Genomic DNA, 23,707 nt, shown 5'->3' with positions numbered 1-23,707 from the left:
GTGAAGATAAATTGTTTTGTGAAGACAGATCTTTTTGTGAAGACATAGCGTACTCCCTGGGCGAGAGAGGCAGCGTCCGCTGCCTGAATCAGCCGTGATTGTGGTCATTAAAATCAGAAAAAAATCAGAAAAATAAGCAACTGCTCAGAGGGTTTTCAGTGAAGCCGGACATCGTCCCGCCTGAGGAAATGAGGCCGTGTCTAACAGACTACGCGCCAGCGTTTCGGCGTGTTCTGCAACCTGCGGCAGGCCCATCAGCTCACCAAAGCGGCCACGCGCGGCCGGGCCGACCACGTATAAATGCGGGTTGGCGTTGCCGTGAATATTCAGCGTCTGTGACTGGGCGTTCACCCAGATGCCCAGCGCCAGCGGATCGGCCTGAATGGCTCCCTGCGTCGCCAGTTGGCTAAGCAACGCATCGCTGCTCAGCAGCGCGCCATGCGCAGGACCGGTGGTAACAATAATTTTATCCACCGTCAGAGACTCAGGCGTGGCACCGCGCGGCTGTAGCGTCAGCGTGATTCGCCCTTGGTTGTCTTCGGCCTTGACCAAACGCGCGGCCTTCACCGTCAATCGTCCGTCGTCCTGAAGCTGTTCCAGCACCGCACTGACCTGCGGCGCGATGCGGTAGCGGTGCACGTCCCACCATGGACGAAGATGGCGCAGGAAACGCTGTTGCTCTTTCAGCGAAAACTGCTGCCACAGGCGCTGGCCGTTGCTGCGAATATCATCCAGCACCAGCTGCCACGGCAGATTCAGCGCGGCGGCGGCTTTAATTTCATCACGGACACGCCGTAGCCAACCACGCACGGTGGCAGCCTGCGGACGCGAATAGTCCAGCGCACGCGGCGCAAACTGTCCGCTGAGGTTCGGACGCGGCAGCTGCCCACGACGCGAAAATGCTGTGATTTCACCGCGATGCCCCTGCCGATGCAGAGAGGCCACCACGTCAGACATGGTGAGCCCGCTGCCGATAATCGCCACGCGGTCCGTGGGCACGACGCCCGCCAGCGCGTCAACCCGCCACGGGTTAGCGACCAGCGCGCGCGAATGCGTTAAATGTTTCAGCAACGAAGGCAATGCCGGAGGCGGGTGGCTGATGGCCAGCACCACGTCATCCGCCCGATAGCCTTGGCCTGAGGCGGTGATCACCGCGCCGTTTTCCAATGCAACGGCGCGGTCACGCACGTGGTGCAGTTTCACCGCTGAGGACGCGGCGGCAAGGCGGTAAAGCTCGTTGAGGTAGGCACCAAACTGGGCGCGCTGCGGATACAGCTTGCCGTCGTGCCAGCGGGCCTCTGCGTCAATTTGACAGGCAGGCGAGGCACGGAACCAGCGGTCGAAATCACCCTCTTCGGCGGCCGAAAGATGCATGCGTTCAGCCGGAACGTTGATGCGGTGCGAAGGGTCACGGGTGCCATAGGCAACGCCGCGTCCCAACTGCTCGCGCGGTTCGATAACCGTCACCTTCAGGCCAGCGTGGCCGCTGCGCGCAAGATGAATCGCCAGCGCGGTGCCGGAAAAACCGCCGCCGACGATAACGATATGCCGCTCAGCCATGACTCAGCTCCGGCTGTTGCTGACGCTCAAGCTCGCGCACCAGCGGAATAACCTCACGGCCAAAGAACTCCACCTCTTCCTGAAAATGCAGGAAGCCCAGCAGCATCAGGCTCACACCGGCTTTTTTCAGCGCAATAATACGTTCAGCAATCTGGCGCGGCGTGCCGATCAGATTGGTTTTGAAGCCGTCATTGTACTGCACCAGGTCTTCGAGGGTAGATTTCGCCCAGTTGCCCTCACCTTCCGGCGACGCGCTACCTGCGTTTTTCGCCTCATGCTGGAAGCCTTTTACCGCGTCAGGATTGGCCTGCGCGACGATGTCTTGCAGCACTTGCTGCGCCTGTTGTTCCGTATCGCGGGCAATCACAAAGCCGTTGACGCCAATCTTCACCTGATGCTGGTTGGCGGCCGCCTTGAGCTGAATATCCTCAACCTGCTGGCGAATACCTTCAACGCTGTTGCCGTTAGTGAAGTACCAGTCGGAAACGCGGGCCGCCATGTCGCGTGCCGCGCGAGAGCTGCCGCCCTGGAAAATCTCCGGCAGCGGATTAAGCGGCTTCGGTTTCATCACATAGTCGCGAAAACGGTAGAAATCACCGGCGAAGTTAAAGCTCTCCTCCTGCCAGATACCACGCAGGCAGCGGATGAACTCTTCAGAACGCAGATAGCGCTCCTCGTGGTCCAGCCAAGGCTCACCGATGGCCTTGAACTCGCCGCGAAACCAGCCGCTGACGATATTCACCGCGATGCGGGCGTTGGTCAGATGGCTAATAGTGGCTATTTGCTTGGCCGCCAGCGTCGGATTCCACGGCCCCGGCAGCAGCGCGGCAATCACCTTGAGTTTCTCGGTCGCGCCCAGCAGGCCGTGGGAGAAACTGACCGACTCATGCTGGTTGTCTGCGCCATAACCGGCGGTGAAACGAATCTGCGTCAGCGCGTAGTCGAACCCGGCGCGCTCGGCAATCTGTGCCAGTTTGCGGTTGTACTCGAAGTCCCAGCCGGTGCGTTGATCAATATTGCTGATGACCAGCCCGCCGGAGACGTTAGGCACCCAATAGGCAAACTGAATCGGTTGTTCGAGAGAAGATTGGCTCATGGGATTTTCCTTAGCTTGCGCTAGTCTGCTTCACGGGACGACGGTCGCCGCCGATGGTTTCGCCAAAAGGTCCGGTATTCACGGTGCGCTGACGCTTTTCGGCGTTCGAGGCCAACGGCAGCAGCGGCATCACCAGCTCGGCAAAGCGATGCGCCTCTTCGAGGTGCGGATAGCCGGAGAAAATAAAGTTTTCGATGCCCAGCGCCTGATATTCGCGAATGCGTTCCGCAACCTGCTGCGGATTGCCCACCAAGGCGGTACCGGCACCGCCGCGCACCAGCCCCACGCCCGCCCAGAGATTCGGCCCAATGCGCAGTGAATCGCGTGAACCGCCGTGCAGTGCACTCATGCGGGCCTGTCCGGTGGAGTCCATCCGCGCGAAGATTTTCTGCGCGGCGGCAATCGTGTCTTCATCCAGATGCGCGATAAGTCGGTCGGCGGCGGCCCAGGCCTCCTCCTCGGTTTCACGCACGATCACGTGCAGACGGATCCCGTAGCTGAGTGTACGACCACGCTCTTCGGCACGCTGGCGCACCACGGCCAGTTTCTCGGCCACCTGCTCCACCGGCTCGCCCCAGGTGAGATAGGTATCAATCTGATTGGCCGCCACGTCGATAGCTTCTTCGGAAGAGCCGCCGAAATAGAGCGGTGGACCGTCCTGCTGGACCGGAGGGAACAGCACCTCGGCGCCTTCCACCCGAATATGCTCGCCGTGGAAATCGACCTTTTCGCCCTTCAGCAGGCGTGAATACACCTCAAGAAACTCTTTCGTTACCTTGTAGCGCTCGCCGTGGCTGAGGAAAATGCCGTCGCCTTTGTTCTCAACGGGATCGCCGCCGGTCACCACGTTAATCAACAATCGTCCCTCGGAAAGCCGGTCAAGCGTGGCCGCCATGCGTGCCGCCAGCGTAGGCGGCTGTAGGCCTGGGCGCACCGCCACCAGATAACGCAGCTTTTTGGTGATAGGTGCCAGCGCGGAGGCGACCAGCCAGGAATCTTCACAGCTTTTTCCGGTCGGGATCAGCACGCCGTAGTAGCCGAGATTATCGGCGGCGAGTGCCACCTGTTGCAGGTAAGGCAAGTCGACCGGGCGGCCGCCTTCGGTGGTGCCAAGGTAACGGCCGTCTCCGTGGGTCGGCAAAAACCAGAATACGTTGATGTTTTCCTGCGCTGATTCACTCATTATCCATTTCCTATATAACGATATCTGAATTTATTAGATACAAATTCACAGTTTGGTTATAAATGGAATTGCAGGAAGTGTGCCACTTCGCAGAAAATTTATTTTTATTACATTTCAATTATTTATAAATATTCCCTCTCGAATAATTTGCTGCATTTGCAACAATCGCTGTGCCTGCGCTGCTGCAAATGCAGCAATTTGACTTTTGGGCCTCTCGCCGAACCGCTTTCAGGGCGGTATTGTTTGCTTCCCTCTCACCTCAGGAGTGAATGATGCAGAATCATGGCCCAACGCTTATCGATCCCGCCTCGATTGCCTTTCAAAGCGTGCTCGACCGCCTCGCGCCAACCGACGCCACGGTATTGATAGTCGGTGAAACCGGTACCGGTAAAGAGGGAGTTGCTCGCTATTTACATCATCACAGCCCGCGTCGACAGCAGCCGTTTCTGGCGGTGAACTGCGGCGCACTGACCGAAAGTCTGGCGGAGTCGGAGCTGTTCGGGCATGAGAAAGGCGCTTTTACCGGCGCACGCGAGCGCCATCAGGGCTGGTTTGAGGCCGCCGAGGGCGGCACGCTGCTGCTGGATGAGATTGGCGAGCTGAGTCTGCCGCTACAGGTAAAACTGCTGCGCGTGTTACAGGAGCGCGAAGTCACGCGGGTCGGGTCACATCGCGCCGTAAAAGTGAATGTGCGGGTCATTGCCGCCACCCACGTCGACCTGGCGCAGGCCATTCGCGAGCGCCGTTTTCGAGAGGACCTTTATTATCGTCTCAACGTGGCGGCCGTAACCCTGCCGCCTTTGCGCCAACGCCAAGAAGACATTCCCCTGCTGGCCGAACACTTTCTGCGCCTCTATGCACGACGTCTGGGTCGCCCTCAGCTGCGCATGAGCGAGGAGACCGTCGCCACGCTGATGGAGTACCCCTGGCCGGGCAACATTCGTGAGTTGGAAAATACTCTGCACAACGCGGTGCTGCTGAGCAAAGAGCCGATTATTAGCCCGCGTCAGCTGCGCCTTAGCCCGCTCGGTGCAGATTCACTGCCGCTGGGTGAGGCCGCGCTCGACGAGTTTATGCGCCAGCAGCTCGAGAGCGGTGAAACGCAGATTTACCAGCGGGTTATTGACGCGCTGGTGCGCAACGCTTTCGAAATCAGCGGCAGCAATCAGCTGCAAACCGCTACCCTACTGGGCGTCAGCCGCAATACGCTGCGTACCCATCTGGGTCATCTGGGGCTGATTAAACCGCGTCGCAGTCTCGCCGGAAGCGGACAACGCACTCACGCACATCGCCCGCCACACGAGCGGGAACTGCGCATCGGCTATCAGAGATTTGGTAATCTGGGGATCCTCAAGGCACGTCAATCGCTTGAGGCGCAGTTTGCCGACAGCGGCGTCAGCGTGCTGTGGAGTGAATTCCCCGCGGGACCGCAGCTGCTGCACGCGCTGAGCAACGGCGAGATAGATTTTGGTACCACGGGTGAAGTGCCGCCGCTGTTTGCCCAAGCCAACGATAACCGGGTGCTTTACGTGGCATGGGAGCCTGCGGCACCCCAAAGCGTGGCGCTGCTGGTCGCCAACGACAGTCCGATTAAAGACATCGCGAGTCTGCGCGGTAAACGTATCGCGGTGAATAAAGGTTCCAACGTGCACTACCTGCTGGTGCAAATCCTTGACGAGGTCGGACTGACCCTGGATGACGTGCGCGTGGTTTACTCTCCGCCAAAATATCCGCTGACGCCGAGTGACCACCATGCCGTCGATGCCTGGATGATGTGGGATCCGCTACTGAGCGACGCCGAGCGCTGCGGGCAGCTGCGAGTGATTGCCAACGGCACTGGGCGCGTCAACAACCATCAGTTTTACCTCGCGCACCGTGATTTTGCGGCGCACTCCAGCGACCTGCTGCATCAGTTAATGGGGGCGCTGGTGCAAACCGGGCGCTATATCGACGCCAACCGCCTTGAGGCCGCTAACCTGCTTTCCGCTGAACTGGGTCTGGCGACCGACTCATTGACCCACGCCCTCGCCCGCCGCAGCCACCAGACGCAGAGAATGGATCTTGCAATCATTCGCGACCAGCAGGCCATCGCCGACCGATTTTATGCGCTGGGGCTGTTGCCTCGTGCTATCAAGGTGCGCGATGCCGTCTGGTCCGACTCACCGCCCTGACAGCACAAAAATGAATCTAACTTATGACGTTATTCTATTAAGCGCTTATTCCGTATTTTGTTATGTTTTGCCAACAACCTAACTTTTAGAAATATAATCTGCAGGAAAATAACGATGAAAAAATTCATTCTCGGCGCGCTGACTGCCGCCGTTTTGCTCGGTTCGTTCCAGGCGGCTCAGGCCGAAACCGCGCCCAAGGTAGTCAACATCGGCTATCAAAAGGCCAATATCTTCGCCCTGCTGAAGTATCGCGGCACGCTGGACAACGATTTCAAGAAACAGGGGATCGACGTGCACTGGGTCGAATTCACCGCCGGTCCACAGATGCTTGAAGGCCTGAACGTGGGCAGTATCGATCTGGCCGCCACCGGAGATGCACCGCCGGTTATCGCACAGGCAGCCCATGCTGATCTGGTCTATCTCGCCCACTCCGTGCCGAATCCGCAAACCGAAGCTATCGTGGTACCCGAAAATTCGCCGATCAAAACCGTCGCCGACCTGAAGGGCAAACGCGTTGCGCTTAACAAAGGCTCAGACGTTAACTACTTACTGGTCGCGGCGCTGGAAAAGGCCGGGCTGAGCTACAAGGACATCAAGCCGGTGTATCTGGTGCCGGGCGACGCTCGCGCCGCCTTCCAGAGTGGCGATATCGACGCCTGGGTTATCTGGGACCCGTTCCTGGCTGAGGTAGAAACCAACGCCAAGGCACGAGAAGTGCAGAACGCCGAAGGTCTTGTGCCGCACTACACCTTCTTCCTCGCCAGTCGTAAATTTGCCGACACCTATCCGCAAACCGCTGAAAAACTGGTTACCGAGCTTAAGGCCACCAGTGACTGGGCAAATCAGCATCACGATGAGACGGCGGAGATCCTGTCGAAATCAACCGGTCTGGCGAAAAACATCTGGGCAAAAGCGTTAGCAAGAATGCCTTATGACGCGCAGCGTATGACTCCAGCAGTATTCAAGAGTCAACAGGTGTTAGCGGATAAATTCACCCAGGTTGGCCTGCTGCCGACCCCCGTTAATGTCAGTAGCGCGACCTGGTCATTGGACAAACACTGATAGCAAAAAGTCTGCCCCTTGCGGGGCAGACTCTATTTAATCTTCTCTAAATTTGTGCCTTTCTCAGGCCAGCACCTGACTTTTTAGCAATGCCTCAATCTTGATTTGTTCGACGCTCAGCTGCGGATTAAACAGACCGGTAGAGAGGTAGGTCAACCCGCTGTCGGCAAGAAGGGTCACAATGCGTTTACCCGCATTCTCCGGGCGACGCGCAATCTCGCGTGCCGCATGCAGCACGGCACCCGAAGATTCGCCAATCAGAATACCGTCGGTTTTTGCCACTTCTCGCGCGGCCTGAACGGCCTGCCAGCTTTCAACCGCCACGACTTCATCAAACAGCTCACGGTCCAGCGTCAGCGGCACGCGCTCGGGTGTCACGGTGCTGAAGGCATGAACGCCGGTAATTTCCCTGACCTCAGGGTTATCTTTGTCGGGAATTGAATGTCTCCCCGGTTCAACGGCGATAAGCTTAATGTCCGGCTTGAGCTGGCGCAGATAACGCCCTGTCCCTGACAGCGTTCCGCCGGTGCCCACCGAGGCGACAACGATGTCGGCCTGCCCCGAGGTCTGCTGCCAGATTTCCGGCCCCGTGCTCTCATAGTGTGCCTGCGGGTTAGCCGGGTTCTCCAGTTGATAGGTGAAGAAGATATTGGGTTCCTTGAGGATAACATTGTCAGCCAGCCATTTGGCGGCGGCCACGAAGTCCCCGTCGCTCTCCTCAAGGATTTTATCGAAACCGGGCACTTGGCTAAACGGAATAATTTCGGCACCGAAAGCGCTGAGAATAGCGAATCGCTCCTCACTCAGTTTGTCGTGTAAATAAACGCGGAATTTATATCCCTTAGACGCCGCGATGGCCGCAAGACCAATACCGGTATTTCCACTGGTGGTATCCACCAGCGTGACACCCGGCTTTAATTTACCGGAACGTTCGGCGGCCTCAATCATTGCCAGCGCAATGCGGTCTTTAATACTGTGGTTGGGATTGAAATATTCCAGCTTGGCAAGCAGGTCAACGTTTAATTTATTTTCCTGGCTAAACCGCTTGAGCCTTAATAACGGCGTCTGTCCAACCAGTTCAGTAATTCCATTATGAATTGTCATGGTGTGCTCCACACATAATCAGGCAACGGGAACGTCGGCGCCGAGCAACTGCAGCGCCTGAGTACGTAATTCAACCAGGCGCGGGTCATCACGACGTCGCGGGTAGGGTAAGGGAACATCGATAGTTTCAATGATTCGGGCCGGACGTGGGCTAAAGACCACCACCCGATTCGCCATCAGCAGCGCCTCTTCAACGTCGTGCGTCACCATCAGCGTGGTAAAACGCTGTTCGCGCCACAGGTTCACCAACTCCTGCTGCATGCGAATGCGGGTGAGCGAGTCCAGTTTACCGAGCGGTTCGTCGAGGATGAGCAGACGCGGATGATTAACCAGTGCGCGGGCAAGTGCGGTGCGCTGCGCCATGCCGCCAGAGAGCTGATGTGGCCAGGCGTTGGCGAACTGGCTAAGCCCGACCTTTTCCAGCGTCTTGTCAACGTGGCTGCGGCCGTCGTCGGTCAGTTTACCGCGCGTTTGCAGCCCCAGAGAGACGTTGCCCCACACGCTGCGCCATGGGTAAAGCGTCGGATCCTGAAACACCACTACGCGGCTGGGATCGGGCTGCAACAGCGGGCGTCCGTCCTCAAAAATATCACCCGCGATCGGGTTATCCAGCCCGGCTACGAGGCGCAACAGCGTGGATTTCCCACAGCCTGATGGACCGAGCAGCGCGACAAACTCACCGGGTTCAACTTTCAGGGAAACATCTTCAAGCACCGGAAGCGTTTTTCCTTCCAGATAAAATGCGTGGCTCACCTGATTAATATCCAGCGCCAACCCTGTGGTGCTTTTAATTGTGTCGCCTGAAGACATGGCCTACCCCATTGATGGTTGTTCTGAAATAAAATATTCCGGTTTTTGAGGTAAAGGTAAATGCTTAATAACAGCAAAGCTAACCTGAAAAGTGAATAAGCGAGAGATGAAAATATTAATGCACTATTGTTATTTTATCCGTCTATCTAAACCTGCAACATTAAACGTTAATTCAAAATAGTTTCTTACAATGAATGTTCCTTTACCCCTGAAGTATTTTATTTATAAACAATGGCGGAATTAAATATGGCAGGATATACCGACTCTTCACGGCGTGCTTTTATTCAACGGGCGGGATTACTTGGCGCAGGGCTTGGCCTCTCCTCGGTCTTTCCCGCCTGGGCCGACACCGCGCCCGTCGACGCGGGCAAGCTGACGACGGTCAAACTGGCGTGGGGCCAGACGGCGGTATGTCAGGCCCCCATTTCCGTCGCCTTAAAACAGGGATTCTTCAAAAAATATGGCCTGAACGTGGAGCCGGTTAACTTCAGCGGCCCCACTGATTCGCTGTTACAGGCGATTGCCACCGGACAGGCCGACGGCGGTATAGGCATGGCACTGCGCTGGCTCAAACCGCTTGAACAGGGCTTCGACGTTGACCTGACCGTGGGCACCCACGGCGGCTGTATGCGCCTGCTGGCCGCCAAAAATTCCGGTATCAACAGCGTGAAAGATCTGGTGGGCAAAAACGTGGCGGTGAGCGATCAGGCCAGCCCGCTGCGTAACTTCTTTGCTATCCAGCTGGCGAAACAAGGGATCGATCCCGACAAACAGGTGAACTGGGTGCAGTATCCGGCCGACCTGTTTGGTGAGGCCCTGAAGAAGGGGGAAGTGCAGGCGATTGCCAGCGACGATCCGCAGGGATGGCTCATCAAGCATCGCTACGACCTGCAAGAGGTGGACAACAACATGAGCGGCGAATACCACACCATGACCTGCTGCGTGCTGGGTCTGCGAGGCTCGCTGGTGCGCGATAATCCGGCGGTGGCGCGTGCCATCACTCAGGCGATTGTCGACGCGCAGCAGTGGACGGCGGATAACCCGGCCGAAACCGCCAAAATCTTCGCCCCTTATGTGCCGGGCAATGTACCGATTGACGACATCACCGCGATGCTCAAGGAACATACCCACAATCATCACTCAACCGGTGAGCAACTGCGCAGTGAAGTGGCGACCTACGTTAACGAGCTGAAGCTTATCAACGTTATACGCCCTGAGACCAACGCCCAGCAGTTTGCCGATCACTACGTGCCGAACCTGCTTCCGGCCTCGCACGATGCCATGAACATGAAGATGGGCTAATAAGGAGTTGCCATGTCCAGTGATACGCTCGACAGACTAAAAAGCCCGGCTCTGAAAGGCCAGAAGCTGGCGCTGACGCCCGCATTGGGTATCGCCCTCCTCGCCTGGTGGGGCCTGGTGGCGCTCATGGTTTTCTGGCCGGACAAACCGGTCGGCTTTGCAACGCCGCGCTTTGTAGGCGAGACTCATCGCCTGTTCGCCCTCTTCTCGGCCCTGCTCACCGTCGCAGTATTACTGGGCCTTGTGGTGCAGTGGCGCTGGCTGTTTTCGCCGTTACAGCGGGCGGCACGCTGGTTAGTGGCGTTAGCGGTGTTGATTGCCATTTGGGAAACGGTGACCGCCAAACTTGCACTGCTGCCTGCCCCGTTCTTTGCGCCGCCTCGTGCATTGGTCGAAGCCTATGCAACCGACTGGTATCGGCTTGGCGACAGCGTGTTGAACTCGCTGAGACTTCTGGCGCTAGGCTTTATTTTTGGCAGCATCAGCGGATTTGTCACCGGCGTGGCGATCGGCTGGTCGCGCGGATTGGGGTATTGGGTGCATCCGATCCTGCGTTTTTTGGGTCCGGTGCCTTCCACCGCCCTACTGCCGCTGTCGCTGTACTTCTTCCCTTCAAGCTTCTCGGCGGCAATATTTCTTATCGCTCTGGCAACCTGGTTCCCGGTCACCGTATTGACCTGGTCCGGTGTCTCAAGCGTGGATAGTCGCTATTACGATGTTGCCAGAACGCTGGGGGCCAGCAATGTGTTCCTGATTCTGCGCGTCGCGGTTCCGGCGTCACTGCCGCACGTGTTTGTCGGGCTGTTTATGGGGCTGGGGGCATCTTTCTCGGTGCTGGTCGCGGCGGAGATGATGGGGGTCAAGTCTGGCCTTGGCTGGTATCTACAGTGGGCGCAGGGCTGGGCGGCCTACGCCAATATGTATGGTGCGCTGATCGTCATGGCCTTATTGTTCTCGTCGCTGATTACGCTGCTGTTTGCCGTACGTGACAGGGTGCTGGCCTGGCAGCAAAGCGCGGTGAAGTGGTAGCAGACTTATTAACGGATATTATTTATCCCTTACGATAGCGAATTAAAAAATCTCTGCTAGGTTTTAAACAGTTATTACTCCCTGTGTTCTAAGCGACTTTGCCCGCCTCGTGCGGGTATTTTTTCGTCTGTACTATAATGGGTTAGGAAAACACTTAGCTTTATTCTTTTCATTATTTTATTACACACAAGGGGAAGTATGAATTATCTCGCATGGACTGCAGCAACGGGCGGTTTACTCCTGCTAATGTCGCTCTCTTACGGCTGGATAAATCGCACACCGGTCCCTATTTTCGGTATTTATTTGCTGGTCGGCGTCGCCTGCGGCCCGTGGGGCTTCAACGTGCTTAATATTGACGTTCTGGCCCACTCGACGATCGTCAGCCGTATTACAGAAATCGCCATCGCGACCTCGCTGTTTATTACTGGCCTGAAGATACGCTTACCGCTGCGGGCCAGCATCTGGCGTATAGGCGTTCGGCTCGCCATTCCAGGAATGATCCTCACTGTGCTGGGCGTCATGGTGATTGCCCACTATCTGACCGGATTATCCTGGCCGATTTCACTGGCGCTCGCGGCCATTATCGCCCCGACCGACCCGGTGTTAGCCAGTCTTATCGCCATCAACGATGCGCGTGATGACGACAGTCTGCGGCTTTCTCTGTCGAGCGAGGCAGGGCTTAATGACGGTACGGCGCTTCCTTTACTGATGCTGGCGCTGCTGTGGCACAACGCCGAGGGGGCACTCTCGACGCAGGCGCTTGTCCACTGGTTCACGATTGACGTCGTGTGGTCGCTGGTTGCCGGACTGGGGATTGGCTACGGTCTTGGCCGGCTTATCGGGCTTATTTCTACCCATTGGCGGCATGCACAGGGTGAGGTTGCGCCCAGCGATTTTATTGCCTTATCGTTGATCTGCCTAAGCTTTGCGCTAGCTATCTCGGTCGATGCTTCGGGCTTTTTGGCCGCCTTTGCCGCCGGTGTGGGCCTGCGTAGCGCCGAGCTTAAAGTGCAGAAAAAGAATCCGGCTGAAGAGGAGCAGGAGGAAAATCCCCCCGCCGAGATGATGATCAACCCGCATCTGCGCCACGCTATCGAGCAACGAAGCCCGCTAAAATCCATGGGCCTGCTGATTGGTGATGCGCTGTCTTTCGGCGATACGATTGAGCGACTCTTCGCCGCCGCGATTGTGATTGTATTAGGCGTCACGCTGGCCCAGCATTGGGAATTCATGGGCCTTATTCTGGCATTTATTTTATTCTTTATTATCCGACCGTTAGCGGTGTATTTATCGACCTGGCGTTCGTCTTATTCTCGTCAGCAGCGCATATTATTTGGCTGGCTGGGAATACGTGGCATCGGGAGTCTCAACTATATTGCCTATGCTTACACGCACGGCATGCAGGGCAGCGAGGCGACAATAATGACCAACTGCGCGCTGACGATTATTACCGCCAGCGTATTGGTGCATGGAATTACGGTCACGCCGCTGCTTAATTTCTGGAGCCGAAAATAAGCAGCGAGCGGCCCCCCGAATTCCGGGGCTTAACGCAGAGGTTTACACCAACTCTCGCAGCGCCTCGGCGGTGAAGTCTTTGAGTGCGGCCTGATTACCGGTGCGGATTTTCGTAACCCAATGTGGATCGCTCAACAGTGCGCGACCGACGGCAATCAGGTCGAACTCGTTGCGCTCCAGACGTTCGATCAACTTATCAAGGCTGGCAGGGTGCGAGCTTTCACCGGCAAAGGCGGACATAAAGTCGCCCGACAGGCCAACGGATCCGACGCTGATGGTGGCGGCACCGGTCAACTTCTTGGCCCAGCCGGCAAAATTCAACCCGCTCTCGCCGTCAATTTCAGGGAATTCTGGCTCCCAGAAGCGGCGCTGTGAACAGTGCAGAATATCCACACCGGCCTCAACCAATGGCAGCAACCAGTCGGTCATCTCCTGTGGCGTCGGGGCAAGACGTGCGGAATAGTCCTGCTGTTTCCACTGGCTGACGCGCAAAATGAGCGGGAACTCAGGCCCGACGGCTTCGCGCATTGCCTTCACCACCTCGGCCGCAAAGCGCGAACGCTGCTTGAGCGTGGCGCCCCCGTAAGCATCGGTACGCTGGTTGGTTCCGGCCCAGAAGAATTGGTCAATCAGGTAACCGTGCGCGCCGTGAATTTCCGCGACGTCAAAACCTAAACGTTTGGCGTCGGCCGCGGCCTGAGCGAAGGCGGCGATAGTGTCGGCAATGGTCTCATCGCTCATGGCCTCACCGCGCGGTTCGCCGGGAGCTATCAGGCCTGATGGGCTTTCGACCGGGGATTCAGGCACCCAGTCGGTCAGGAAGCTGACCACCGAGCCGGTATGCCACAGCTGTGGCCCCATCTTGCCGCCCGCGGCGTGCACTTCATCGATGACCTTTTTCCAGCCTTTAAGCGCCTCGTCGCCGTGGAAGAACGGAATGTTGGCATCGTTTCGCGACGCGGGGCGATTGATAACCGTCCCTTCGGAGAGGATAAGTCCGACTTCGCCCTCGGCGCGGCGCTGATAATAGGCGGCAATATTTTCACCCGGCACGCCGTTTGGCGCGAAGGAACGGGTCATCGGAGCCATAACGATTCGGTTTTTCAGTGACAGGCCTTTCAGATGAAAGGGTTGAAACAGGGCGTCTACGTTTGATCTGCTCACAGGGTATTTCTCCGTTTAGGTTATCGGCATTCATAGTATAATGTGTATACTAGGTGTCAATTAGGCACTTTACAGCTACCAGGTATCTCCATGGAAACCACGATGTCCGAAATACAACCTGTTACCGGGATTAACTGCCCTCACCGTCTCTTGCTCGACCAGATTGCCGATAAATGGTCGGTGCTGATACTCGCACAGCTGTGTGAAAAACCTCTGCGTTTCAATATGCTCAAACGTGAGCTGGAAGGCATCACCCAAAAGGCGCTGACCCAGAGCCTGCGCCGCCTACAGCGTAACGGCATTATCGAACGGCGAGTTATTACCTCCTCGCCTATCGCCGTTGAATATGAAATCACGCCGCTCGGGCGCACGCTGAAAGAGCCGTTCAAGGCGTTGTATGACTGGACGCGTAACTATCTGCCGCAGGTTGAACAGGCGCGGCTGGCGTTTGATGCCAGCAATCCAGACTAAGGTTATTCCTTTTCGAGCCACTGAATGAAAAATTCACTAAAGGTCGAGACCTGCAACGGCTGAAAACGGCGCTGCGGATAGACAAACTGTAGCCCAACCTGCTTTTTATCATGACGGCTAAAGCCCAGAAAGCAGTCGGCCAACAAAACCTTGAGCCGCCCCTGTTCGACGTCTCGCTTGACGTCCCACCAGGATTTACTGGCTATCCCTGCGCCCGCCAGCACCCATTGGCGCAGCAGTGCCCCGTCATCGCATACCATGACGGGCGTAACGCGCACGGTTTCAGGTGCGCCCTCTTTGTCAAAACGCCATTCATTGAGCAACGTACCGCGACTCTGCAGCGCAAGGCAGCGGTGATGATGCAGCGCCTGCGGCGCATCCGGTACCCCGTGTTTCTCCAGATAGGCCGGTGAGGCGACTATCACTCGGCGATTAGCTTTAATAAAACGGGTCACCAGATTGCTGTCCGGGAGATTGCCAAAGCGGATGCTCATATCCAGACGATGGGCTATAAGATCTACGACATCTTCGCTCAAAAACACCGAAATCTTCACTTCGGGCCATAACTTTGCGAAGTCGAGCAGCGCCGGTGACAGATACTGACGACCGAAATCGGAAGGGGCAGAAATACGCAGTGTCCCACTCAATGCGCCCTCTTTTTGCGTCAGTTTAGCTTCGGCCTGCACCATCTCCTCCAGCACGCGTAGCGCCGAATGATAAAACTCTTCTCCTGCTCGTGTCAGCGCAATTGAGCGCGTCGAGCGATTAAATAGCCGGGTCTGATAGCGCTCCTCCAGCGCCTTTAGACGCGCCGTCATGGTCGCCGGAGACAAATTCATCCGTCTGCCTGCCGCAGCCAGACCGCCCGCCTCCACCACTTCGACCAGTAAGGCCATATCTTCAAGCTTGCCCATATTATTCGGATTTCCTGAATAGAGAATCAGTTTTTGTCGTCATTATCAAATGCGGGTTGCAGAGGTAAAGTCAATACATCCCTCTTATGCAGGCGCAAAAGGGTGCCTGAACACTCACTCTATTTTATTGTGTCAATAAGGAATCAATCATGAGCAAACAACGTACTTTGATTATCGGCGGCGCATCGGGCATTGGTTTCGCGGTAGCGCAACAGCTGGCCGCACGGGGAGATAGTTTGATCCTTGCCGGTCGCAACGGCGAAAAGCTACAGCGTGCGGCTGAAACGTTGCGAACTTCTGATGCGCAGATTGAGACGATAGCCTTGGATATCGCCAATGAGGGAGCGTTGCACGAGCTGTCGAAAACGTTGGGCCAGGTTGACCATATCGTCGTAACAGCGGGTTCACTGGCGCCGGGCGGCACACTCAGCGCGCTCGACCTTTCAGCGGCAAAACAGGCCTTTGACACCAAGTTCTGGGGCAGCCTTGCCGTGGTACAGCATCTTGCGAGTCAGGTCAAAACAGGCGGCACCCTGACGTTGACCAGCGGCTTTTTGGCGCGTCGCAGCGTCGCGGGCACGATGGTGAAAACGACCATCAATGCCGCTCTGGAGGCAGCAGTCAAGATTATGGCCAAAGAGCTCTCACCGCTGCGCGTTAATGCCGTGAGTCCGGGGCTTACCGATACCGAAGCCTATGCGGCTATGGCCCCCGAAGCACGCCAGCAAATGCTGGAGAAAGCGGCGGCTTCTTTGCCGGCCAAAACCTGGGGACGCGCAGAGGATATCGCCAAAGGATATCTCTTTATCATTGATAATCCGTTTGTCACCGGTTCAGTGGTGGATATCGAAGGAGGCGCGCTAATCGATTAATTTAATTTCGGCATCCCTCAGCCCCGCGGCTGCCTCTGCGGGGCACTCCTCATCTAAAGTCAAATAACCCTATTTCGATTAAGTTTTTATAATTACTGAATGTTTTCATTACTTAGGCGATTAAACCTTAACGTTATTGGGGAAGTTTTGCCCAAGTATAGCCTGGGCTATGTATCTTACCACTTGCTATAAGTACATGAAAAATATGGTTTTTTTATTTAAGTTTTTATGGCAGACTAGCGGCCTCTTTTAATTAATAGCCTTTATTGCTCTTGAAAGGCTTAACTGGTCTGTTTTATGAACACATACGCAATTCTTATTCTCGCCTTTGGCATGTCGATGGACGCCTTCGCCGCGGCTATTGGCAAAGGTGCCTCACTGCATCGTCCACCGTTTAAAGAAGCATTGCGTACCGGCTTAATTTTTGGCGTGATCGAGGCCATTACACCGATTATCGGCTGGTGTATCGGGCTGGCAGCCAGCAAATTCATTATGAGCTGGGACCACTGGGTGGCCTTCGGCCTGCTGCTGATTCTTGGCCTGCGAATGATCCATGAAGGTTTCAAAAAAGAGAGTATTGATGAGGCAGAGATCCCGCGCCGCCATGGCTTCTGGCTGTTGGTGACCACCGCGATAGCCACCAGCCTCGATGCGATGGCCGTTGGCGTCGGTCTCGCCTTCCTGCAGGTTAATATTATTGTTATGGCACTCACCATCGGTGCTGCCACAACAATAATGGCAACCAGCGGCATGCTGCTCGGACGCTTCCTCGGCGGCGCTATCGGCAAATGGGCCGAAGTGCTAGGCGGCGTCGTGCTTATCGGCATCGGTTCGTCCATTCTTGTGGACCATCTCGGCCTGCTGCGTTGATTTAACTGACGTTTTCCACTCCGGCGCTAACGAAATCAACCCCAGCAGCGCCGTTATCATGCCGTTTGAGAAACCGGATATTGAGCCAGGGATCGGGGTAAAATAGGTAAATGCGGCCCGCCGAGCATCATGGCGCAGGCATACCAGGACACCCAATATCCCACCAGGGCAACCGAGACCCGCAGGCCCATAGCTATCGCATTTATTATCGCGCTCCCCTGAAATTCACTGCTGACCATCGCAAAAATGCCAAAGCTCAATGCGTAAATCGCCACGGGTAAACGCACCGTAGAATCTTCCTTAACGTGCAATGAATTCATCGGGGTGTCTCTCCTTGAGACCGGTTTTTTTATTTATGTACTAGAAATTACATCATTAACATAAGCGATAGTTTTTATCAGCGCCAAGCAATTGTGTTATTGTGACTACATAATTAATTTCGATCGACAAACAGGATAAAACATGGCCAAACGACGAGGACGTCCGCTGGGATTTGACCGCAGCCTGGCGTTGCAAAAGGCAATGGAGATTTTCTGGCGCAAAGGCTACGAGGGCACGCAGCTTGTGGATCTCACCTCAGCATTAGGCATTAATCCGCCGAGTTTTTACGCCGCTTTTGGCAGCAAACTGTCGCTGTTCTACGAGGCCGTAGACCTCTACATCGCGACCATTGGCAGCAAAACCATCGAGGCGTTGAATCAGGAGGATGTCACGCGCAAGGGGCTGCGCGCCATGCTGGAAGGCGCTATCGCCAATGCAACGTCCTCCGAGTCAGGCGGGTGTCTGATGGTCATGGGCGTGGTCAATAATCACGCTGAGAATCGCGAAGCCTGGGCCTTTCTGCGCAATAAGCGGGTCGAAACACGCGAATTGATCCGCGCGCGCATTCAGCGAGGAATAGCACAAGGCGACCTGCCGGCTAACGCCGATGACCAGGCGCTGGCGGCACATTTTCTGGGCGTAACGCAGGCGATTTCATTTCAGGCCCGCGACGGTGCGTCTCAGCCAGAATTGTTTGCCATGGTCGAGTCGGCCTTGGCCGCGTTGCCGTCGGCATAAAGAGGCCATAAGCTTCACCCACGGGAATGCATTAATGAAATAGCGGATTTGGAATTTATCGTTCTCCATAGCGATACTTTGAAATGGCACCAACCCTACGCAGCCGGTGCCTGCTCAATGGAAAATAATCATCATTATGGAGAAAAAGATGAACAACAACGGCTATAGCCGCCGGTCAGTGGTGCTTGGCATGACTGCTCTCGGGATGATGTCGGCGATAAACGGCGCGGTTTGGGCCAAGCCTATCCCGGAAAATGACGCGAAAAGACGTTTCACCGTCCCCTCCGGTGCCTGCGACTGTCACCACCACATTTATGACTCCCGCTTTCCCACGCTGCCCGGCGCAAAACTCACGCCCCCTCCCGCCACGGTCACCGATTATCGCGCCCTTCAACGGCGTTTAGGCACCACCCGCAATGTTATCGTCACCCCTTCGGCCTATGGAATTGACAACCGCTGTCTGCTGGATGCGCTGGCGCAGATGGGCGCGGCGGCGCGAGGAATTGCGGTCATTAACTCCAGGGTGACGGACGACGAACTAGAGAAACTCAACCATGCAGGCGTTCGGGGGATCCGCGTGCTTTTCGGTCGAACCAATCCCGTTCAACCTTCAGAGATAGAGACGCTGGCACAGCGCATCAAGGGACTCGGCTGGCAAATGCAGTTTTATATGCCCGGCGCGCAGCTTGTCAACCTCTCAACGACGCTGCGTAAACTCCCCACGCCAGTGGTTCTCGACCATATGGGACACATCCCGCAGCCGCAGGGCGAAAATTCAGCGGCCTATAAGGCCGTGCGTCGTCTGCTTGATAGCGGCAACGGTTGGGTAAAACTGTCGGGAGCCTACATGGATACTCGCCTTGGCCCACCCGACTATCCCGACACTTCGGCCATTGCACGCAGCTACATCACCGCCGCGCCCGAGCGCGTAGTCTGGGGATCCAACTGGCCTCATCCCGCGGCACAGGCCGGTGAAACGCCTATGCCGGATGATATGAACCTCTTCAATCTGCTCGCCGAATGGGCTCCCTCGAGCACCGTGCGGGAACAGATTCTGGTCAGGAACCCCGAGGTGCTGTTTGGTTTTGATGCGAAAGATCGTCAGCCGCCCGCCAAAGCGGTGTAAAAATTTCGCCCTGTAGTTAACTGGCAGCGTGCCTTTGCAGCACGCTGCGCATGATAAAATCGTTGGTGCGTTTCAAATTTTCCAGTTCGGGTTCAACCTTACCGTACACCCGCATCCCTTCAAGCAGCATAAACACCGTTTCCGCCATCACCTCGGCGGGGGTATCTGACCTGAAGACCTGTTGCTGCTGCCCACGGCGGAAAATCGTCTCGAGATTCTGCCTGATACCGCTGAACATAAATTCGACTCTCTCTTGTACTTCTCGATCCCCAGGCAGTAACTCCGTGGCGGTCGCAATGGTTAAACAGCCCCGCTTTCCAGCTTCCCCGGTCGACAACATTGCGCCATATTCCAGCGTTTCGCGCAGTGCGGCTTCGGGGTCCAGTTCCCTGCTGCGTTGCTGTAAACGCGCTAATCCTGTTTCCATATATTGCGTCAAGGCGGCGAAGAAAACGCTTCGCTTGTCGGGATACAGCTTATAGATGCTGGCGCTGGCGAGGCCCGAGGCCTGCATCAGGCTGCTGATAGACGTGCCCTGGTAACCGTTGCTCCAGAAACACTCCATCGCCACTTTAAGAAAGTCTTCAGGCTCGAACGCTCTGGGTCTGCCGAGATTTTTTTTCATTGTTACGCATCTTGTTGGGAGTAGAGTTGATAAAAACATTGTAGATTGATCACTCTACAAAGCAATTTTTTTGCGTTACTCTGGCTCAAAACCGCCTTTCGAACCGGGGATCCCATGTTTTCTCAACAGGGCACGAAAACAGTCCATAAGTCGCGTATACCACTCTTCGCAAGTGCATTTATCATCTCGCTGGGCTACGTGGTGGTTCAGCTGGATGTGACGATAGTGAATGTCGCTTTGCCCACGCTGTCTCACGTTTTTAATGCCGATGTTTCGGTACTGCAATGGATCCCCGACGCCTATGTCATCGTTTTTGCCGCTCTGCTGCTTGCCGCCGGTGGCCTTGGCGATAAATACGGTAATCGCACGGTTAATCTGGCGGGCATCGCTCTGTTTTTACTTGCCTCGGTGCTCTGCGCCTGCTCATCCAGCGTCGAGAGCATGATTTTTGCCCGTATCGCTCAGGGAGTCGGCGCTGCGCTTATTGTTCCTTCGTCACTCGCCCTGCTGTCGGCGGTCTGTGGGGATAATCCAGTCCAGAGAACCCGGGCGATTGGGTGGTGGAGTGCTATCGGAGGCATCATCAGTGCGGCAGGACCTTTTATCGGCGGACTGGTGCTTGAGCACCTTTCCTGGCAGGTTATTTTTCTGATTAATGTTCCGATTTGTCTTGCCGGAGGGGTTCTGACCGTGCTGTTTATTGAAACTCCGACGGCGCATCGCGGTCAGAATATCGATACCAAAGGCATTTTGCTGTTTGTTATTGCCAGTTTTACGATGATTTACAGCATGATCGCCTTCGGAAAAAATTTCGCCCTGACCCACTCAGAACTGATTTTCTTCGCGCTGTCGCTGCTTGCGCTGTTTACCCTGACGCGGCATATCCAGACAAACGACCGGGCTTTTTTGCCAAAGAGCTTGTTCAAAAATTCGATTTTTTCATTAAGCCTTTTATTAGCCGCGATGATGAACTTTGCGTTCTATGGTTCTATTTTTCTGCTGACGCTCTATTTTCAAGACTATCGCGGGTTTTCACCGCTGATGACCGGCCTTGCGCTGCTGACCTTCACGATTATTGCGTTAGCAAATGCCCTCAGCAGCTCTCTCTCGGCCCGCCTGGGGGTGCGCCGTACCCTCATTCTTGGTCTTTTAATCGCGACGGCTAATTACCTTATCCTCGCAGTACTCACGCACGTTAATGCTGATTACATCACCTTCGTCTGCTTCCTTTTTCTGATGCCCATCGGCGGAGGCATTGCCACGCCGACGCTTATCACCACCTTTTTGCACCACGCGCCACCGGGCAAAACGGCGACGGCGTCGGCGGCCATCAATGCCATGCGCCAGACCGGTGCCGCGATGGGCATCGCGCTGTTGGGGCTGTTGGTAACCGGCTCTCATTTCCCGATAGGGGTCGGGGCAACGGCTGGCTTTGCCCTTGCCGCGCTGGTGATGCTGTCTGCGGCGGTGATTGCCGGAAGGCTTGCTTAACGTCGCAACGCATGATGTTATAAATGGTAATTATTTATCTCTCACCGGCAGGATGAAATCGGCGTGTCGCTACAGTCATCAGAATGGTTCAGCAGAAAGGGCATAGAATGTTCACGCGTGGTGGCGTGTGAGGATTTCTTTCCGCGACATCTGCACGACGAATATGTCATCAGCGCCAATCTTTCCGGCACGGAAGCGATATGGATGGACGGCAAAACCGCCGAGGTCTGCGGCGGACACATCACCGTTTACAACCCGGCGACCGTTCAGTCATCCCGTTTCGGGCAGCAGGCGGTAGAGTTCGTCAGCGTCCATCTCCCGCAGTCAACGCTCCAGTCTTTAGTCAACCAGCAAAATTTGCGCAGCAGCGCTGAGGCTCCGGCCTTACGCGAGGGCGTATTGCAAAATCCGGCGCTGTTTAACGCAATTTGCCGCTATGCCAGTACGGCCAGAGATGAAGATGCCGATGCCCAGGAACAGGAGTTTTTGCTGCTCTGCGGCGCGCTATTGGAAGATGAGGTCACAGCGGACAGGCACGGCGAGCAGGCCGTAGCACGGGCCAAAGATTATCTGCGCGAAAACCTGATTGAAAAGCCTCAGCTTGACCAACTGGCGCAGATTTGCGGATTGAGTAAATATCATCTGGTGCGACGTTTTAGCCAGCTGATGGGCCTACCGCCGCTACAGTATCATATGCAGCTGCGTCTGCACCGTGCCCGCGATCTGTTGCGCAGCGGTATTCACCCCCTTGATACCGCCATCGCGTTAGGCTTTTACGACCAAAGCCACTTTATTAATGCTTTTCGCAAAGTGATGGGAATTACGCCGCATCACTATGCCCGGCAGGTGTGTTCAGCGCGCAATAAATTCTCTGTAGCCTGAAGCGATAACATAAATCGCGAAATAGCTGAAAATTAGCGCCGACGCAATATAGGAATATTTCAGCAGTCGGTGCCCCAATAATTTACCGCCAAGACTCCCCGCAAGGCATAAAACGCAGGTCCAGACGAGCCCGGCGATAAAGAATCCGCCCAAAAATCGAGAGGAAGCCGCCACGCTGTGCTGCCCCATCTGTGATATCAGCGCGCCACCGACCGTCGCAAACCATAGAATGGCGGTGGGTGAAGACATTGCCAGCATGATACCGCGCGCAAATTCACGCAACAGCGGCCGCTGCGGGTTCTCCTTTGCGGCCGGTAATTCATTCGCCGCCTTCACCGCCGCGATAAGCATTTTCACTGCAAACCACACCAGCATTGCGCCGCCGCCTATCCACAGTGCCCAACGCACGGCGGTAAACTGCAACAGCATCGCCATTCCAGCCAGCGCAAGCAGCGCATAAATCAGGTCACCGATGCAGGTTCCGACACCCAGCCAAAAGCCGTGAAAATATCCCCGCTGCATCGCCAGCGTGATCATCGCGATGTTGGCGATCCCGATATCCAGGCATAGTGAAAGGCTAAGCAAAAAGCCGTTGGAAAACTGCATCATAGACATCATCCCCTGATTGTTTAAGGCATGATTAAACCCGGTGACTCGCGGCAAGTATTGGAAAGTATTGCTGTTGCATAATCTGGCCATTAGATGAGCCCATGAACATGTATTACTCTTAGGGTGCTGACGGAAGAACTGACCACACTGCGGCCCCCTCCAACTGACAGGATTGACAGGATTGACAGGAGCAACATCATGCCGATAAGCCTTGAAGACATCGATATCTCTGCCTGGACGGCGCTGGAAACCGCCGCCAGCGATCCCCAGTCAGGTTTCAGGTATTTGAACCTTTGCACCGTAGATACCGCAGGCAACCCGCAGGCCCGGATGGTGGTTTTACGGCGCGTGGACAGGCTGGCGCGCATTCTTGAGTTTCATACCGATACGCGCAGCCCTAAATGGCAGGAAATCGCGGCTCATCCTCGCGTGACGGTCGTGGGATACGGCCACCAGCAGAAGCTACAGCTGCGCCTTGAGGGCACCATTAAGCAGTATACTTTTGAAAGCCAACAGGCCAGTGCCGCGTGGCGGGGGCTTTCTGCCAGAACCAGAAGTACCTACGCGGGAGGGCCTCCTGGTGACAGTCTCGCCTTTCATGCTGCGGCTGATGACGCCAGCACGCAGCCGTTGGATGACGCGGAAGGACTGGCTCATTTCGGCGTGTTAATACTGCACGTTAATACGTTGGACTGGTTCCAGTTGAGCAGAGAAAATAACCAGCGAGCCTGGCTGACCTACACCGACAGCGGCGCTCTCCACGCCAGCAAATGGATTAACCCATGACGGCTT

23 protein-coding genes are annotated in these 23,707 nt (G+C 55.8%); 13 read left to right on the top strand and 10 right to left on the bottom strand.

Annotated features, from left to right (window positions below):
• Positions 1-144: 144 nt before the first annotated feature.
• Genes BS640_RS06650 through ssuD form a run of 3 tightly spaced genes read right to left on the bottom strand, consistent with a single transcriptional unit; the run spans position 145 to position 3,839 of the window.
• On the bottom strand, positions 145-1,560 hold the full coding sequence (locus tag BS640_RS06650) for an FAD/NAD(P)-binding protein (RefSeq protein WP_084912226.1): 1,416 nt from the start codon (positions 1,558-1,560) through the stop codon (positions 145-147).
• Positions 1,553-2,656 carry a dimethylsulfone monooxygenase SfnG gene (gene sfnG / locus BS640_RS06645; protein WP_017490563.1) on the bottom strand — a complete coding sequence of 368 codons (1,104 nt, stop codon included), beginning with the start codon at positions 2,654-2,656 and terminating at the stop codon, positions 1,553-1,555. The genes BS640_RS06650 and sfnG overlap by 8 nt, the downstream gene beginning before the upstream one ends.
• A 10-nt stretch (positions 2,657-2,666) precedes the next feature.
• Positions 2,667-3,839 (bottom strand): FMNH2-dependent alkanesulfonate monooxygenase, encoded by a 1,173-nt coding sequence (gene ssuD, locus BS640_RS06640; protein ID WP_017490562.1) that lies wholly within the window; start codon positions 3,837-3,839, stop codon positions 2,667-2,669.
• Between the two features lie 272 nt (positions 3,840-4,111).
• Between ssuD and BS640_RS06635 the strand changes: the two genes are divergently transcribed.
• Together BS640_RS06635 and BS640_RS06630 are read left to right on the top strand one after the other, a co-directional pair.
• Positions 4,112-6,010: a sigma-54-dependent Fis family transcriptional regulator gene (locus tag BS640_RS06635; protein ID WP_017490561.1), complete on the top strand. Its 1,899-nt coding sequence runs from the start codon at positions 4,112-4,114 to the stop codon at positions 6,008-6,010.
• 114 nt (positions 6,011-6,124) lie between these two features.
• A complete protein-coding gene (locus tag BS640_RS06630) occupies positions 6,125-7,072 on the top strand; it encodes a sulfonate ABC transporter substrate-binding protein (protein ID WP_017490560.1) in 948 nt (315 codons plus the stop codon).
• A 63-nt stretch (positions 7,073-7,135) separates the two neighbouring features.
• On the opposite strand, the gene BS640_RS06625 is transcribed toward BS640_RS06630, so the two are convergent.
• Positions 7,136-8,176, bottom strand: coding sequence for a PLP-dependent cysteine synthase family protein (locus BS640_RS06625; protein ID WP_084912225.1), 1,041 nt, complete (start codon positions 8,174-8,176; stop codon positions 7,136-7,138).
• Positions 8,177-8,194: 18 nt separating this feature from the next.
• Positions 8,195-8,986, bottom strand: coding sequence for an ABC transporter ATP-binding protein (locus BS640_RS06620; protein WP_017490558.1), 792 nt, complete (start codon positions 8,984-8,986; stop codon positions 8,195-8,197).
• Positions 8,987-9,232: 246 nt separating this feature from the next.
• On the opposite strand from BS640_RS06620, the gene BS640_RS06615 reads away from it, so the two are divergent.
• The 3 genes from BS640_RS06615 to BS640_RS06605 all read left to right on the top strand — a co-directional run bounded on the left by BS640_RS06615 (position 9,233) and on the right by BS640_RS06605 (position 12,832).
• On the top strand, positions 9,233-10,288 hold the full coding sequence (locus tag BS640_RS06615) for an ABC transporter substrate-binding protein (RefSeq protein WP_017490557.1): 1,056 nt from the start codon (positions 9,233-9,235) through the stop codon (positions 10,286-10,288).
• A 12-nt stretch (positions 10,289-10,300) separates the two neighbouring features.
• The gene (locus tag BS640_RS06610) at positions 10,301-11,317 is read left to right on the top strand and encodes an ABC transporter permease (RefSeq protein ID WP_017490556.1); all 1,017 of its coding nucleotides are present in this window, start codon (positions 10,301-10,303) and stop codon (positions 11,315-11,317) included.
• Between the two features lie 198 nt (positions 11,318-11,515).
• Positions 11,516-12,832, top strand: coding sequence for a cation:proton antiporter (locus BS640_RS06605; RefSeq protein ID WP_017490555.1), 1,317 nt, complete (start codon positions 11,516-11,518; stop codon positions 12,830-12,832).
• A 42-nt stretch (positions 12,833-12,874) separates the two neighbouring features.
• Here BS640_RS06605 and BS640_RS06600 read toward each other — a convergent pair whose 3' ends face one another.
• Positions 12,875-13,996 (bottom strand): NADH:flavin oxidoreductase, encoded by a 1,122-nt coding sequence (locus tag BS640_RS06600; protein WP_017490554.1) that lies wholly within the window; start codon positions 13,994-13,996, stop codon positions 12,875-12,877.
• A gap of 102 nt (positions 13,997-14,098) precedes the next feature.
• On the opposite strand from BS640_RS06600, the gene BS640_RS06595 reads away from it, so the two are divergent.
• A complete protein-coding gene (locus tag BS640_RS06595; RefSeq protein WP_026110354.1) occupies positions 14,099-14,467 on the top strand; it encodes a winged helix-turn-helix transcriptional regulator in 369 nt (122 codons plus the stop codon).
• Between the two features lie 2 nt (positions 14,468-14,469).
• Here BS640_RS06595 and BS640_RS06590 read toward each other — a convergent pair whose 3' ends face one another.
• Positions 14,470-15,381 (bottom strand): LysR family transcriptional regulator, encoded by a 912-nt coding sequence (locus tag BS640_RS06590; RefSeq protein WP_017490552.1) that lies wholly within the window; start codon positions 15,379-15,381, stop codon positions 14,470-14,472.
• A gap of 149 nt (positions 15,382-15,530) precedes the next feature.
• On the opposite strand from BS640_RS06590, the gene BS640_RS06585 reads away from it, so the two are divergent.
• Positions 15,531-16,253, top strand: a complete 723-nt coding sequence (locus BS640_RS06585) for an SDR family oxidoreductase (RefSeq protein WP_084912224.1) — start codon at positions 15,531-15,533, stop codon at positions 16,251-16,253.
• Positions 16,254-16,550: 297 nt separating this feature from the next.
• Positions 16,551-17,123 (top strand): manganese efflux pump MntP, encoded by a 573-nt coding sequence (gene mntP / locus BS640_RS06580; protein ID WP_017490550.1) that lies wholly within the window; start codon positions 16,551-16,553, stop codon positions 17,121-17,123.
• A 56-nt stretch (positions 17,124-17,179) separates the two neighbouring features.
• Here the strand turns inward: mntP and BS640_RS06575 are convergent, their stop codons facing one another.
• The gene (locus tag BS640_RS06575; RefSeq protein WP_084912223.1) at positions 17,180-17,443 is read right to left on the bottom strand and encodes an MFS transporter; all 264 of its coding nucleotides are present in this window, start codon (positions 17,441-17,443) and stop codon (positions 17,180-17,182) included.
• Between the two features lie 142 nt (positions 17,444-17,585).
• Between BS640_RS06575 and BS640_RS06570 the strand changes: the two genes are divergently transcribed.
• Together BS640_RS06570 and BS640_RS06565 are read left to right on the top strand one after the other, a co-directional pair.
• A complete protein-coding gene (locus BS640_RS06570) occupies positions 17,586-18,182 on the top strand; it encodes a TetR/AcrR family transcriptional regulator (protein ID WP_084912222.1) in 597 nt (198 codons plus the stop codon).
• Between the two features lie 148 nt (positions 18,183-18,330).
• On the top strand, positions 18,331-19,308 hold the full coding sequence (locus BS640_RS06565; RefSeq protein WP_084912221.1) for an amidohydrolase family protein: 978 nt from the start codon (positions 18,331-18,333) through the stop codon (positions 19,306-19,308).
• Positions 19,309-19,324: 16 nt separating this feature from the next.
• On the opposite strand, the gene BS640_RS06560 is transcribed toward BS640_RS06565, so the two are convergent.
• A complete protein-coding gene (locus BS640_RS06560; RefSeq protein ID WP_017490546.1) occupies positions 19,325-19,933 on the bottom strand; it encodes a TetR/AcrR family transcriptional regulator in 609 nt (202 codons plus the stop codon).
• Between the two features lie 114 nt (positions 19,934-20,047).
• Here BS640_RS06560 and BS640_RS06555 point away from each other — a divergent pair, with 114 nt between their 5' ends.
• Both BS640_RS06555 and BS640_RS06550 read left to right on the top strand, forming a co-directional pair.
• The gene (locus BS640_RS06555) at positions 20,048-21,424 is read left to right on the top strand and encodes an MFS transporter (RefSeq protein WP_084912220.1); all 1,377 of its coding nucleotides are present in this window, start codon (positions 20,048-20,050) and stop codon (positions 21,422-21,424) included.
• A 63-nt stretch (positions 21,425-21,487) separates the two neighbouring features.
• Positions 21,488-22,306 carry an AraC family transcriptional regulator gene (locus tag BS640_RS06550; protein WP_084912219.1) on the top strand — a complete coding sequence of 273 codons (819 nt, stop codon included), beginning with the start codon at positions 21,488-21,490 and terminating at the stop codon, positions 22,304-22,306.
• Here BS640_RS06550 and BS640_RS06545 read toward each other — a convergent pair.
• Complete coding sequence (locus tag BS640_RS06545; RefSeq protein WP_017490543.1) at positions 22,277-22,915, bottom strand: LysE family translocator; 639 nt, start codon at positions 22,913-22,915, stop codon at positions 22,277-22,279. The two genes, BS640_RS06550 and BS640_RS06545, sit on opposite strands and share 30 nt — an antisense overlap.
• A gap of 198 nt (positions 22,916-23,113) precedes the next feature.
• On the opposite strand from BS640_RS06545, the gene BS640_RS06540 reads away from it, so the two are divergent.
• On the top strand, positions 23,114-23,701 hold the full coding sequence (locus tag BS640_RS06540) for a pyridoxamine 5'-phosphate oxidase family protein (protein WP_084912218.1): 588 nt from the start codon (positions 23,114-23,116) through the stop codon (positions 23,699-23,701).
• Positions 23,702-23,707 lie beyond the last annotated feature (6 nt).

This window comes from Rouxiella badensis (assembly GCF_002093665.1).
In the GTDB taxonomy this organism is placed as follows: domain Bacteria; phylum Pseudomonadota; class Gammaproteobacteria; order Enterobacterales; family Enterobacteriaceae; genus Rouxiella; species Rouxiella badensis.
This window is presented reverse-complemented; position numbering and strand designations above follow the sequence as displayed.

Bases quoted from the DNA above. Each gene is read 5' to 3' on its own strand.
- BS640_RS06630 (WP_017490560.1), top strand. From the start codon at position 6,125: ATGAAAAAATTCATTCTCGGCGCGCTGACTGCCGCCGTTTTGCTCGGT.
- BS640_RS06635 (WP_017490561.1), top strand. From the start codon at position 4,112: ATGCAGAATCATGGCCCAACGCTTATCGATCCCGCCTCGATTGCCTTT.
- BS640_RS06605 (WP_017490555.1), top strand. From the start codon at position 11,516: ATGAATTATCTCGCATGGACTGCAGCAACGGGCGGTTTACTCCTGCTA.
- BS640_RS06570 (WP_084912222.1), top strand. From the start codon at position 17,586: ATGGCCAAACGACGAGGACGTCCGCTGGGATTTGACCGCAGCCTGGCG.
- BS640_RS06595 (WP_026110354.1), top strand. From the start codon at position 14,099: ATGTCCGAAATACAACCTGTTACCGGGATTAACTGCCCTCACCGTCTC.
- ssuD (WP_017490562.1), bottom strand. From the start codon at position 3,839: ATGAGTGAATCAGCGCAGGAAAACATCAACGTATTCTGGTTTTTGCCG.
- BS640_RS06610 (WP_017490556.1), top strand. From the start codon at position 10,301: ATGTCCAGTGATACGCTCGACAGACTAAAAAGCCCGGCTCTGAAAGGC.
- BS640_RS06540 (WP_084912218.1), top strand. From the start codon at position 23,114: ATGCCGATAAGCCTTGAAGACATCGATATCTCTGCCTGGACGGCGCTG.
- sfnG (WP_017490563.1), bottom strand. From the start codon at position 2,656: ATGAGCCAATCTTCTCTCGAACAACCGATTCAGTTTGCCTATTGGGTG.
- BS640_RS06560 (WP_017490546.1), bottom strand. From the start codon at position 19,933: ATGAAAAAAAATCTCGGCAGACCCAGAGCGTTCGAGCCTGAAGACTTT.
- BS640_RS06545 (WP_017490543.1), bottom strand. From the start codon at position 22,915: ATGATGCAGTTTTCCAACGGCTTTTTGCTTAGCCTTTCACTATGCCTG.
- BS640_RS06620 (WP_017490558.1), bottom strand. From the start codon at position 8,986: ATGTCTTCAGGCGACACAATTAAAAGCACCACAGGGTTGGCGCTGGAT.
- BS640_RS06585 (WP_084912224.1), top strand. From the start codon at position 15,531: ATGAGCAAACAACGTACTTTGATTATCGGCGGCGCATCGGGCATTGGT.
- BS640_RS06650 (WP_084912226.1), bottom strand. From the start codon at position 1,560: ATGGCTGAGCGGCATATCGTTATCGTCGGCGGCGGTTTTTCCGGCACC.
- BS640_RS06565 (WP_084912221.1), top strand. From the start codon at position 18,331: ATGAACAACAACGGCTATAGCCGCCGGTCAGTGGTGCTTGGCATGACT.
- BS640_RS06575 (WP_084912223.1), bottom strand. From the start codon at position 17,443: ATGAATTCATTGCACGTTAAGGAAGATTCTACGGTGCGTTTACCCGTG.
- BS640_RS06615 (WP_017490557.1), top strand. From the start codon at position 9,233: ATGGCAGGATATACCGACTCTTCACGGCGTGCTTTTATTCAACGGGCG.
- BS640_RS06555 (WP_084912220.1), top strand. From the start codon at position 20,048: ATGTTTTCTCAACAGGGCACGAAAACAGTCCATAAGTCGCGTATACCA.
- BS640_RS06625 (WP_084912225.1), bottom strand. From the start codon at position 8,176: ATGACAATTCATAATGGAATTACTGAACTGGTTGGACAGACGCCGTTA.
- mntP (WP_017490550.1), top strand. From the start codon at position 16,551: ATGAACACATACGCAATTCTTATTCTCGCCTTTGGCATGTCGATGGAC.
- BS640_RS06590 (WP_017490552.1), bottom strand. From the start codon at position 15,381: ATGGGCAAGCTTGAAGATATGGCCTTACTGGTCGAAGTGGTGGAGGCG.